Source organism: Massilia sp. BSC265 (assembly GCF_000740675.1).
GTDB lineage: Bacteria > Pseudomonadota > Gammaproteobacteria > Burkholderiales > Burkholderiaceae_D > Telluria.
Map to the genome: position 1 here is coordinate 310007 of NZ_JPXI01000039.1, position 12055 is coordinate 322061.

Below are 12055 nucleotides of genomic sequence, written 5' to 3' on the forward strand. Positions count from 1 at the left end.
AAGTCATCGATTTGGACTTACCTATCCGCCTTGGCGACTTTTAATCCGTTCGGCATAGGTTCAAATGCCAAGTTACAGGGAAATGCATTACTGCTTTCTTACCTCGACAGTGCTGAATTGACGCAGCGCCCGTGGATACGTAGCCGACTTTCGTCAGAGCTGGGCATGAACACGGGCACTTATCAACCTTCCCGCTGCGAGCCGCGAGGCCGCATTTCCCTCCATTCGATTATTTCACTCTCCAGCCAACCCGATGAGCGAGTGGACAGCTTGAGTTGCGCTGGAAAGGTGCCCTGCTTGATGGCTGCGTAGATGCTTGAGCGGGAAAGCCCAGTCATGGCGATGACTCCGCGGATGCGAATGATGCGGCCGTGGCTCGAAAGAACTGGGGTTTGCATCGCTATTCCAATCAGTTGCGATGTCTTCAAGAATAGCCCTGCAAAGCTGGTCAGGACCGGCGCCTAATACCCCCGATTTTGGCCCCTTTCTCCGCTCGGGCGATCTTGATCTGCAGCTGGGTCAACGGCGGTACGCGCTTGGGCATTTTGGGGCCTTCTGTCCAAGGGAGCCCCAACGAGGCCCCCAAACGAGCCCCCATGGATGCTGGCTCCTGGGGGACGGTACTGGACAGTATTAGGCAACAAAAAACCCGCTGTCTCTATGAGAACAGCGGGTTATTTGATGTCCCCAAACATCTGGGGACTTTAGTCTGGCGGAGAGGGTGGGATTCGAACCCACGGTACGGTCACCCGTACGCCTGATTTCGAGTCAGGTACATTCGACCACTCTGCCACCTCTCCTAAATCGGTGCTGCGTGGTCGCCGTAAGCGAGGCCGCATTATAGCGGCTGTTTTCCGTTTGTGGAAGACGAAACTGTTCCGCCACATTAATTTACTGCGGCATCGATGAAATAATATTTCATACAGCCATGTTCTATGAAATAAAATTTCACTCTTCGGCAGTCTTGGCAGACGGCTTCAGAATCGCCTTCACCTTGGCGCGGTCCGGCGGCGTCAGCTTGCCGTCGATCTGGGTCATCGCCATGCCGGCGCGCTCGAGGCCGCCGACCTTGGCGAGGCTGAACCACACATAGGCCATGCCCAGGTCCTTGTCCCCTCCTTCGCCGTTGACCAGCATGACCGCCAGGTTGAACATCGCTTCGGGCTGTCCGCCCATGGCCGCCTGGTTGAACAGCTGGCGCGCGGTGGCGAGGTTCTTCGGGACCTGCTCGCCGCTGTAGAAATACGAGGCCAGCGCGCTCTGGGCCTCCGGCACCAGCTTCAGGGCCGCCTCCTTGTAGTACACGATGGCCTTCGACTGGTCGGCCGGCACGCCTTCGCCCATGTCATACATGCGGGCCATCGCATACAGCGACCGGGCATGGCCGGCCTTCGCCGCCTGGGCGAACCAGGCACCCGCCAGCTTGTGATCCTGCGCCGTGCCATCGGCGCCGGCGTGGTACAACCTGGCCAGGTTGAACTGGGCCGGGATATAGCCCTCCTCCGCCGCCCGCTGGAAATACGAGCGCGCCTGCTTGCTGTCCTTGGGTCCGCCGACGCCGGCCTGGCTCGCCATTCCCAGTGTATTCAGGGCCGGCACATATCCGAAGTCGGCGGCCTTGAGGAGCCACTTGCGCGCCTCGCGCGGATCCTTCCTGACGCCACCGACCCCATGCAGGTGGATCCTGGCCAGCAGCAGGGCCGCGTCGATCATGCCGTTGCTAGCTTCGGGGTCCTTGGGATCGAAACGCAGTGCGTCGCGCCGCGGATCGAAGCGGGTGCCGGCAGCCCTGTCGAGCCAGTACAGCGCTCGTTCCGTACTGCGCAGCACGCCCAGACCTTCCAGGCTCAGCTTGCCCAGCAGGACCGCGGCTTCCGCATAGCCGATCTTGCCGTAGGCGGTTTCAAGCTGGGGCACCGCCTTGTCGTACTCCTTGGCATCGAGATGCGCCAGGGCCTGCGCGAAGGACTTGTCGTTGCGGATGATGCGTTCGCGGCCCGAGGCGAAGCGGCGGTCGCCGACATCGCACGGTCCCACGTCGTTGCGGGAGGCCGCGCCGGTGATCGACGAGGAATCGACCACGTTCGATGCGTCGCCATAGGGCGCGTTGGGATTGGATTTTTTCAGGGTCGGGGACGGCATCGGCGTGCCCGTCTCGCTGATCTCTTCGGACTCTTTCATCTCCTCGAGCTGCTCGATATACGTGTCCATATCGTCCGACGCCGTCAAGTAGGCGCTGTCGAGCGCGCACTTCTGGGCCAGGGTTCCCTTGAGGACGCGGCGTTTGGCGGCGAATACCCTGGCGCCTTCTCCGGTTGGCGTCGGCTTGGCGCCGGTGATCTTGACCACCTGGCCTGGAGCGTCGGCTGCGGGCGCAGCAGCCGGGGTCTGGGCGGCGACGGAGGGCAAGGCCAGCAGGATGGCGATGCTGAGGAGAGGTTTCAACATGGTGGTGCCTTGGCACAGTGGATGCGTAGTAGCGAGTGTGCCGTTACTAATAATAAACTTCTACATGTTTTCGAGGGGATGGGGAAGTGATCAGCGAGATGATTGGATGGGCGCATACCTGCGGAGTCGCGGACGCGGTAGGACCAGTAAAGAAGAAGGGCTCCCTTGGGAGCCCTTCTTCTTTACTGGGAGGGTGGGATTCGCCCACGTGCCGCGGGCCGCCTTGGCGCGAGTACGCGCCAAGCTTCGAATCCCACACGCGAAGTGTGCGGCTGCTCATGGGTGGGATTCGCCCACGTGCCGCGGGCCGCCTTGGCGCGAGTACGCGCCAAGCTTCGAATCCCACACGGGAGTCCCGCAGGGGACTCCCTCCTCTCCGCCAGTAAATGAAAAAGGCCCCATTGGGGCCTTTTTTATTTGCTGGCGGAGAGGGTGGGATTCGAACCCACGGTACGGTCACCCGTACGCCTGATTTCGAGTCAGGTACATTCGACCACTCTGCCACCTCTCCTGATTCGGTGCGGCGCGGTCGCTGCAAGAGACACGCATTATAGCGATGCTCTTGCGAAAACGGAAGAGCAATTTAAAAACTTGCCCTCCCCTGCCTCAGGCAGCAGGCGCCAAACGCTCCAGCCCCCCCATGTACGGACGCAGCACTTCCGGAACGATCACGCTGCCGTCGGCCTGCTGGTAGTTCTCCAGCACCGCCACCAGCGTGCGGCCCACCGCCAGGCCGGAGCCGTTCAGGGTGTGCAGCAGTTCGGGCTTGCCGGCGGCGTTGCGGAAGCGCGCCTGCATGCGGCGGGCCTGGAAGGCTTCGCAGTTCGACAGCGACGAGATCTCGCGGTAGGTGTTCTGCGCCGGCAGCCACACTTCCAGGTCGTAGGTCTTGGCGGCCGAGAAGCCCATGTCGCCGGTGCACAGGGACATGACGCGGTACGGCAGGCCCAGCGAGGTCAGGATGAACTCGGCCTGGCCGACCATCTCCTCCAGCGCCGCGTAGGACTGTTCCGGATGCACCACCTGGACCAGCTCGACCTTGTCGAACTGGTGCTGGCGGATCATGCCGCGGGTGTCGCGGCCGTAGCTGCCTGCTTCCGAACGGAAGCATGGGGTATGTGCGGTGAGCTTCAGCGGCAGCTGGTCCAGCGCCACGATCTCGTCGCGCACCACGTTGGTCAGCGAGACTTCCGACGTCGGGATCAGGTAGAAGTTCTCGCCCTCGCCTTCTGCGCCGCCCTTCTTCACCGAGAACAGGTCGGCCTCGAACTTCGGCAGCTGGCCGGTGCCGCGCAGCGAGTCGGCATTGACCATGTACGGTGTGTAGCACTCGGTATAGCCGTGCCGGCCGGTGTGGGTGTCGAGCATGTACTGGGCCAGCGCACGGTGCAGGCGCGCCATGCCGCCCTTCATCATCGAGAAGCGCGAGCCGGTCAGCTTGGTGGCGGTGTCGAAGTCCAGGCCCAGCTTTTCGCCGATGTCGACATGGTCCTTCACTTCGAAGTCGAAGCTGCGCGGGGTCCCTACCTTGCGCACTTCGACGTTGCCCGATTCGTCAAGGCCTTGCGGCGTGCTGTCGTGCGGCAGGTTCGGCACCGCTTCGATGAAGCGCGCCAGCTTTGCCTGCACTTCGGCCAGCAGCACTTCGTTGGCCTTCAGCTCGTCGCCCAGGCCGGCCACCTCCGCCATGACGGCCGTGGTGTCCTCGCCCTTGCCCTTCATCATGCCGATCTGCTTGGACAGGGAATTCCGCTTTCCCTGCAGTTCCTCGGTGCGCGTCTGGATCGCCTTGCGTTCCGCTTCGAGGGCGTTGAACCCGGCCACGTCGAGCTGGAACTTGCGGGTCGCCAGGCGTGCGGCGACGGTGTCGATGTCTTTGCGGAGAAGTTGGATGTCAATCATGTCGGGTTGGGCTTGCGTATGTCGAAAACACAATTGTACCAAGCCGACAGAGAATCCTAGCGAGCGATTTGCGAAACTCGATTACGGTGTGATTCACCGATGACCCGGGCTTCGCGCGGCCCTTCCCTGCATTACTTGAGGCCGGCTTTTTCGGCGACGCTCAGGCGCGGCGCCTTGACGACGACGACGTGCATGGTGGAGTCGATCAGGATCGCCGATTCCTGCTTCACCACTTCGACCGGACGGCCGGCGGCGGTGGCGTAGCTGGCGACCAGGCCCAGTGCGGCGGCGCCCAGGAAGATGGCTTCGAAGTTCTTGCGGATGTTCATGGTGTGCTCCTGTGTGATGCGTTTGGTATGCTCGAACTTTACCGACGCATCCTTGCTGCAGCCACCGACTTGCGATGAAGTGCTGAAACCACGGCATAAAATGCAGGAACGGCGGGCCAGCCGTGCGATGCAGCGGCCCCGCCGCGTCAGCGCCCTTGCGCAGCCCCGGCCGCCGCCAGCGTGCCAGCAGCATCGGCCGTGGTGGCGCCGGCCGCCGCATTCCGGCGCACGAAGGGCGTCATGGCAAACAGGAGGAAGAGCCAGATCGGCGCTTCGTAGAAGAACATCTTCTCGTTGATGGGGATGAGCATCAGGAGCATGGAGAGGACCAACCCGTTCGCGACGAGCATGCGCCCCACCACCAGGGCAAAGGCGAGCACGACGACGATGCCGCCGCGGGTCAGCAGGTTGAAGATCATGCCGATGTCCTGGTAGTAGCAGCGCACGCAGGGATCGTTCGCAAACCCCACGCCGATCAGTTTCTCTTCGAGGGTCAGGGCCAGCCATACGTTCACGCCGTGGATCCGGTGCGACAGGCTGCCATCGTCCTGCTCCAGGAAGCGTGTTTCGAGGTGCTCGAGCACGCCGGACAGCAGCATGTAGGTGTACAGCGACACGGCGAGCAGGGCGATATGGAGCGCGCGCACCTTCGAGCGCCACAGGTAACCGAGGAGCAGAACCATCACCGGCACGAAATAGACGGACGAGCCCGAATTGGTGAGGAAGACCGACAGCACGGCCATGAAGCACAGCGCAATGAAACGGGCGCTGAACCCGGAGGTCAGCATCAGGATCACCGCCAGGCAGGCGATGTAGTTGGCATAGGTGCCCGGCTCGACGTGGAGCCCGGAAAAGCGCGCGATGTTGAGGAAGTCCTCGACGAAGCGGCTGTTGGAACCGAAGATCACTTTGTGGAAGTCGAAGATCGGCCCGCCGAGGACGTGAAACATCAATGCCTGCGCGGCGATGACCACGGCGTTGAGTACCAGTAGCCAGGATACCGCCTTGACGAACTCGGCGCGCCACGTGAAGCTGGCCTCGTAGATGACGATGGCCAGCACGACGTTCAGGACGACCAGCAACAGGAAGTGAAAGGGCACGGGCTTCACCACCAGCGCGTGGAAGGCGAACATCGCGAGCGTCACCAGCACCAGTTGGGACTCCACCCGGAACCGTATTCTGGTGATGATGAACAAGGGCGCCAGCGCCAGTGCCGAGACGCCGGCCGAGAAATACTTCGGAAACATGCTCGGATTCGGCCCGCCCTGTTCGAACGGAGTAAACAGCAGGAACAGCGCGATGAACAGCGCCACGGCTGCCGGAATACGGGCGGTCCGGGCTTGTGCGTGCGCTTGCATGGCTCCTCCTGTATCCGACATTCCGCCTCAACCGGCAACCCGGTCGCCGCCCTGCGCCGCCAGCGCCGCAGTTCCCGCTTGCGGCTCGCCGCTGCCGGTCGACGGACTCGGCAAGGCAGCAAGGATGCGCCCGAAGCGGTCGTAATTGACGGCCGCGTTGAAACGCTCGTCCCAATGGCGGCGTGCGGCGCGGCGCCAGGCAGCGGCGGCGTCGCGATCCTTGAAGCGCGCGATGGCCGCCGCGATCGTCGCCGCGTCCGCGTCGGCCGGTACCAGCACGCCGTTGGCGCCGCCGATGATCTCCGGGCTGCCCCCGACATCCGTGGCCACGATCGGGATGCCGGCCGAAGCGGCCTCCATCAGGCTTACCGGGATGCCTTCGCTGTCGCTCACGTTGACGATGAGGTCGAATGCGTCCGCACGGTACAGGTCCATCAGCTCGGCCTGCGTCATGTAGCCCTTGAACAGCGCCTGCGCGCGCGGGCCCAGGCTGCGCGCGGCATGGGCCCTCACCTCCTCGAGCAGGGGACCGTTGCCGACATGCGTCCAGCGCACCTCCAGCGTCGGATCGGCAGCGAGCAGGTGCGCGATGGCATCGACGAGCAGAGGCAGGCGCTTGCTCGCAATGACGAAGGAGCACGACACGATACTCAGCGGTCCGCCGCCGGGCTGGCGGTTGAGATAGCCCGGGTCGTTCACCCCGAGCCGCGCGAGTTGGAACTTCGCGGCCATCTGCGCGTAATGCCGGTCCAGGTAACGCTTGCCGTGCTCCGAGATGCAGTAGACCTCGTCGACTGCGGCGACGATCTCGCGCCGCAGCCCGGCATAGCCTGCAGGCTTGAGTTCCTCGTACAGGTCGCCCCGGTGGGCGCGGCAGACGACCCGGGTGCGCTCGCCCGAGGTCGTGCAAAACCGCTTGGCGCCAAGGATCTCGGGCACCAGCCAGTAGAAATAGATGACGTCGTAGCCCGCCTTCCCCTTGCTGACCTCCTGTTCCAGGAAGCGCTCGAACATGCTGGCCCGGTACAGCCCGCGGACGAGCTCCTTGAAGTTCGCTACCTTGCCCGGCCGCTTCAGGATCATCTTGAAATCGGCCAGCCAGCGGTACTTGAACAGGCCCGACAGCAGCGCAGCGACCATCATCGGCACCCGCAGCGCGCCCCAGCGCCCATCGGCGTAGGCAAGGTTGACCGGCTGCCGGACCGGGCGCGGTGCGGCATCCCGGGGATAGAAGCCCGGTACGATCTCGATATGGCTGACGTGACGCGCGACGTGTTCGAGCTCGGCTGTTATGAAGGTCTCGCCATTTCCATATGGATACAGCGAAGTCACCATCAACATCTTCGTTGTTTTCATCGTTTGTCTCCTCCAGCTGGCGCCGCCATTTCGCCGGCGCCCTCCTCCGCGATACGCTTGGCCATGATGCGGCGGTACATGAACACCGTATAGGCGGCCGTTGCCGTGAACGCCACGCTGGCAGCCAGCGCCGCCCCCCATGTGCCGTAAGCCGGGATCGCCAGCATGCAGCCGACGCCATTCAGTACCAGGGACAGCGTGGCCCCCACGATGTTGACGCCTTGCCGACCCATGCCCGCCAGGGAGTTGGCAATGACGTTCATGTAGCTCCAGGTGATAATCCCCGGCAGCAGGACAATGAAGGGGACGACGGCGCTCGCGTAATCCTCCCCGAAAGCCCACGGAATCAGCACGGTCGACAGCCCCGCCGCCAGCATCCCGACCACGAGGGTGATCTTGAATACGGTCAGCGCTATACGGCCGACCATCTTCCGCAGCGCCGCCGGCGTGCTGCTGGCCGCCGCCGATTCCGGGAACACGACCACCGACGCCGCGCTTGCGATCAGCCATAGCGCCTCGGCCAGCTGCACCGAAAGGGCGTAGATGCCTGCCGAGGATGGATCGAGCAGCAGGCTCACCATATACAAGCCTACCCGGTAGTTGAGGAAAGTGATGACGTTGCTCAGGTGCGCACGCAGCCCGTAGCCGATCATCTGGGCCAGGCCGAGCGTGCCTGCCGGGGGCGCGGCCGCGTAGCGACGCACCCGCACTTCACTGACCACCCACAGCGCCGTCTGGCTCAGGATGTGGCAGGACAACACCGAGATGACGCTGATGGCGTCGATGGCACCCAGCACCAGCACGCCCGCGCAGAAGGTGAACGGCTGGGTGAGGGCCGTCTTGTTGAAGGTCGGGTAGTCGCGGGCGCCCTGGATCATCGATACGGTCCAGGCAGCCAGCAGCATCGCCGGAAACAGGAGAGTGGCATACAAGGCCGTGTCCTTGCTCGTCCCGGGCAGGTAGCGCCCGATCACGGCATCGCTGCTCAGCGCGAGCGCGAGCATGGCCAGGCCCCACAGCACGCAGGACAGAATCCAGTTTATACGGCGCATGGCCGCTGCATCCGCGGTTCCGCTGCTCATGTGGTAGACGTGACTGGAGGCCAGGCCCAGGTTCAGGACGGCGTACAGGGTTTGCGGCAGCAGCAGGGCCGTCACCAGCAGGCCGTTGTGGTGCGGGCCGAGCTGTCGCGTGGTAACCCACAGCGCGACGAAGTACAGGGCGCTCGAGAGCATCTGGCGCAGCATCGTCGAGCCGATGGCGGTCGAAAGGTTGAATCGCGAATCGGGGCTGCGGCCTAGCGACAGCGACGCAAGCAGGCTCTTCATTTGGGTCAGCATATGGGCTTGTCGTCGCTGTCTTGATACTCGCTGTCGGGTTCGGATGAGGATGACCTGGAACGTCGCGCCTGTGCGGCTGGCAATTGGCCGGCACAGATTGTCCAGTTCATTATCCGGACCGGCCCTGACGACATGCTGCGCACGATCAAGCAGGTGTACGCGAACAATCAATTGCCGAAATTAAACAAGAACGAAATGCGGCGGTAGTCGGCCAAACGCAAACTGCGTGCTTACGCGCCGCGTTAAGCTCGGAATCCCGATGCCCTCGTCTTGTATTTAGATACGATGAACCTGCGAACCCTACGGTATCCGACGATGATCGTCTCCCTCCTGGTGGCCGGTGCCGGCCTCAAGGCCTGTATCTCGCTCGAGCCCCCGATCGACCCGCGCGCCCTGTTCGTCACTCCCAACGGAAACGACAGCAACCTGGGGACGGAGCGCGCGCCGCTGCAGACAATCGGGGCGGCCGCCAAGCGCGCGGTCCCAGGCAGCGTCGTCCATGTCGCGCCGGGCACCTACCGCGAAAACGTCAAGTCGATGAAAAGCGGCACGGCCGTGGCGCCGATACGTTATGTCTCGACCGTCAAATGGGGGGCAAAGATCATCGGGGGCGGGACCGAGGCGGTCTGGGAAAACCATGGCGAGCATGTGGAGATTGCCGGCTTCGACGTGAGCGGCAGCGGACGCAACGGGATCCTGAACTATGGGTCGTGGGTGCGCGTGATCAACAACCACGTGCATGACCTCGCGGTCGCGGGCGGCTGCAGCGGCAACGGCGGCGGCGGCATCGTCTTCACCAACTACCAGGCCTCGGACGGTGAAATCAGCGGCAACCTCGTGCACGATATCGGCGTGCCGGGCGCTTGCGCCGGTGTCCAGGGAATCTATTACTCCAACCTGCGCGGCAAGATCTACAACAACATCGTTTATCGCGCCTCGGCATGGGGGATCCATCTTTGGCATGCTGCCAACAAGGTCGTCGTCGCGAACAACACAGTGTTTGCGAACGGCTCCAGCGTGCTGGGCGGCGGCATCGTGGTCGGCACCGGCGATGCGCCGGGAAATGTGGTCATGACGGAAACCAAGGTGATCAACAATATCGTCGTCCACAATCCCCGCGCATCAATCAGGCAATATTGTTATACAGGCGAGTCTTGCATCGGCGCAGATAATCTCGTTGCGCACAATGTCGTTTTCCAAAATGGTAGAAAAATTGAAATGCTAGTCGGAAAAGATATTGGGACAATTACCCAAGACCCTTTGTTTGTTGATTTCCGAATCGATGGCAAAGGCGACTATCGCCTGCGCAGCAGCTCGCCCGCCCGCAAGCGCGGCCTGGCTTCGCTGGCACCACCGACCGATATGGAAGGGATAAGCCGTCCACGTGCTCCCGCAGTAGACATCGGGGCTTATCAGCAGCCTTGAGCGCTTCGCCGCCAACAGGCGCCTTTGTAGCCGGCTGTTCGCGCGACTGCGATGTCCTATCCCTCTGTGGCCGGGTGTCCTGATGCCGTTCCCATACGCGCAGGTCCCGGCCTAGCCCGCCGGCCTGACTGATTGGCATTCCCTGCCAGCCGAGGTTCGTGGCCCAGCATCTGTTTGTGCTTGCGCCCCAGCCGCCAGGGCCGTGCCGGCCCTGATTCCACAAGCTCATCCGCACTGTTTGCTTCTACAAAGAAACATACTGATGGATGTAGTCTGTTCGAATAATTTTTTATCACGATCAATTAAGTATCTCTCATCGGTTTTGTTTCGTCCAGAAAACAATATTTACGCAACTATTATCAGCTGAAAATTTTTCTCCAATAAAATTGAACTCTTGCAGTTTCCTGCTCTCAAAAGATTCGCTTTCACTTTTTTGAGAAGGAAACTTTTTAATGAAAAACGTAGTCAACTTTGCTTCGAATGCCCGTGTTAACGCAGCCCTCTGCAGCGCAGCTGTCCTGCTCACCGCCCTCGGTGGCAATGCCTATGCTGCTGACAACGCCATGGCATTCGAAGCGACTGTTGCCGCCGCTACCGCGGCGTCGAGCTCGGTCGATCAGGTTACGGGCCTCTACCGTACCCTGCTCGGCCGTGAGCCGGATACCGCCGGCCTCGCCTACTGGTCTGGTCTCGTCAGCGATGGCCTGCCGCTCGACAGCGTGCGCGCCGGCATCACGAGCAGTCAGGAATACACCAACCGTACGGTAGCCGCAGCCACTACCTCGTTCTACCACCTGTACGTGGCCACCACCGGTTCGGATTCGAACCCGGGTACCCAGGCGCGTCCGTTCAAGACCATCAACAAGGCCGCCTCGGTGGCCAAGGCCAACACCACCGTGCACGTGGCCCCGGGCACCTACTACGGCAATGTCTCGACCAGGCTCAGCGGCACCTCGACCGGCGCCATTCGCTTCGTGTCCGATACCAAGTGGGGCGCCAAGATCGTCGGCAGCGGCACCGAAGTCATGTGGCTCAACAACGGCAGCTATGTCGAGATCAACGGTTTTGATATCAGCGGCCCGGGCCGCCTGGGTATCCAGAACATGGGCTCGAACACCCTGGTGACCAATAACCGCGTCCACCACATCACCGTCTCGGGCGGCTGCACCGGCAGCGGCGGCGCCGGCATCGTCAACGCCAACTACACCAGCTCGGCCGGCCACATCATCGGCAACGTCGTGCACGACATCGGCAAGCCGGGCGGCTGCAACGGCGTGCAGGGGATCTACTCGTCCAACAAGGGCAGCAAGATCCTGAACAACATCGTCTACCGCGCTTCGGCCTACGGCATCCACCTGTGGCACGCCGCGACCGATTCGATCATCGCCAACAACACCGTGTTCGCCAACGGTTCGAGCGGCATGGGCGGCGGCATCGTCACCGGCGTGGGCGACAAGCCGGGCAACATCCAGCTGAAGAACACGATGGTCGTCAACAACATCGTGTACAAGAACCCGCGCCAGGGCATCTCGCAGTACTGCTACTCGGGCCAGAACTGCATCGGCTCGGGCAACGTCACCGCGAACAACCTGGTCAACGGCAACGGCTCGGCCATCACGCTGCGCGCCGGCAGCGCCACCGGCACCGTCACCGCCGATCCGAAGTTCGTCAGCTACAACCCGACCGGCGCCGGCGACTATCGCCTGCAGAGCACCTCGCCGGCCGTGAACAAGGGCACCAAGAACTACGCCCCGACCGTCGACATCCTCAACGTGGCCCGTCCGAAAGGCGGCGCCTGGGACATCGGCGCCTACGAGAACTACTGATCGAGGCATAGCGGCAGGGGCACTTGATACAGGCCTGCCCGCAACACCAAGCCCTGCGATGGCCAGCCCAT

The 12055-nt window shown here is 62.6% G+C and carries 9 protein-coding genes and 2 tRNA genes; 2 read left to right on the forward strand and 9 right to left on the reverse strand.

All coding sequences use genetic code 11. The annotated features are described in order from the left end of the window. Positions 1-182: 182 nt before the first annotated feature. From MA09_RS24295 to MA09_RS20240, 9 genes are all read right to left on the reverse strand, one after another. Positions 183-398: an AlpA family transcriptional regulator gene (locus tag MA09_RS24295; RefSeq protein ID WP_081897716.1), complete on the reverse strand. Its 216-nt coding sequence runs from the start codon at positions 396-398 to the stop codon at positions 183-185. Positions 399-710: 312 nt separating this feature from the next. Then, a tRNA-Ser gene (locus tag MA09_RS20205) sits at positions 711-800 on the reverse strand. Positions 801-948: 148 nt separating this feature from the next. Then, positions 949-2448, reverse strand: coding sequence for an SEL1-like repeat protein (locus MA09_RS23850; RefSeq protein WP_051933638.1), 1500 nt, complete (start codon positions 2446-2448; stop codon positions 949-951). Positions 2449-2869: 421 nt separating this feature from the next. Further along, positions 2870-2959: transfer RNA gene (locus tag MA09_RS20215), tRNA-Ser, on the reverse strand. 95 nt (positions 2960-3054) lie between these two features. Continuing rightward, entirely contained in the window at positions 3055-4350 is a 1296-nt protein-coding gene (gene serS / locus MA09_RS20220; RefSeq protein ID WP_036252408.1) for a serine--tRNA ligase, read from the reverse strand. Between the two features lie 131 nt (positions 4351-4481). Continuing rightward, complete coding sequence (locus MA09_RS20225; RefSeq protein ID WP_036252410.1) at positions 4482-4679, reverse strand: hypothetical protein; 198 nt, start codon at positions 4677-4679, stop codon at positions 4482-4484. Between the two features lie 146 nt (positions 4680-4825). After that, on the reverse strand, positions 4826-6037 hold the full coding sequence (locus MA09_RS20230; protein WP_036252412.1) for an O-antigen ligase family protein: 1212 nt from the start codon (positions 6035-6037) through the stop codon (positions 4826-4828). 27 nt (positions 6038-6064) lie between these two features. Next, on the reverse strand, positions 6065-7393 hold the full coding sequence (locus MA09_RS23855) for a glycosyltransferase (protein WP_051933639.1): 1329 nt from the start codon (positions 7391-7393) through the stop codon (positions 6065-6067). Then, complete coding sequence (locus MA09_RS20240; protein ID WP_036252414.1) at positions 7390-8733, reverse strand: lipopolysaccharide biosynthesis protein; 1344 nt, start codon at positions 8731-8733, stop codon at positions 7390-7392. The genes MA09_RS23855 and MA09_RS20240 overlap by 4 nt, the downstream gene beginning before the upstream one ends. Before the next feature lie 315 nt (positions 8734-9048). Here MA09_RS20240 and MA09_RS20245 point away from each other — a divergent pair, with 315 nt between their 5' ends. Beyond that, positions 9049-10158, forward strand: a complete 1110-nt coding sequence (locus MA09_RS20245; RefSeq protein ID WP_051933640.1) for a right-handed parallel beta-helix repeat-containing protein — start codon at positions 9049-9051, stop codon at positions 10156-10158. Between the two features lie 452 nt (positions 10159-10610). Further along, a complete protein-coding gene (locus MA09_RS20250) occupies positions 10611-11984 on the forward strand; it encodes a choice-of-anchor Q domain-containing protein (RefSeq protein WP_051933641.1) in 1374 nt (457 codons plus the stop codon). The last annotated feature ends 71 nt before the right edge of the window (positions 11985-12055 follow it).

Bases quoted from the DNA above. Each gene is read 5' to 3' on its own strand.
- MA09_RS20230 (WP_036252412.1), bottom strand. From the start codon at position 6,037: ATGCAAGCGCACGCACAAGCCCGGACCGCCCGTATTCCGGCAGCCGTG.
- serS (WP_036252408.1), bottom strand. From the start codon at position 4,350: ATGATTGACATCCAACTTCTCCGCAAAGACATCGACACCGTCGCCGCA.
- MA09_RS20225 (WP_036252410.1), bottom strand. From the start codon at position 4,679: ATGAACATCCGCAAGAACTTCGAAGCCATCTTCCTGGGCGCCGCCGCA.
- MA09_RS20240 (WP_036252414.1), bottom strand. From the start codon at position 8,733: ATGCTGACCCAAATGAAGAGCCTGCTTGCGTCGCTGTCGCTAGGCCGC.
- MA09_RS23855 (WP_051933639.1), bottom strand. From the start codon at position 7,393: ATGAAAACAACGAAGATGTTGATGGTGACTTCGCTGTATCCATATGGA.
- MA09_RS23850 (WP_051933638.1), bottom strand. From the start codon at position 2,448: ATGTTGAAACCTCTCCTCAGCATCGCCATCCTGCTGGCCTTGCCCTCC.
- MA09_RS20245 (WP_051933640.1), top strand. From the start codon at position 9,049: ATGATCGTCTCCCTCCTGGTGGCCGGTGCCGGCCTCAAGGCCTGTATC.
- MA09_RS24295 (WP_081897716.1), bottom strand. From the start codon at position 398: ATGCAAACCCCAGTTCTTTCGAGCCACGGCCGCATCATTCGCATCCGC.
- MA09_RS20250 (WP_051933641.1), top strand. From the start codon at position 10,611: ATGAAAAACGTAGTCAACTTTGCTTCGAATGCCCGTGTTAACGCAGCC.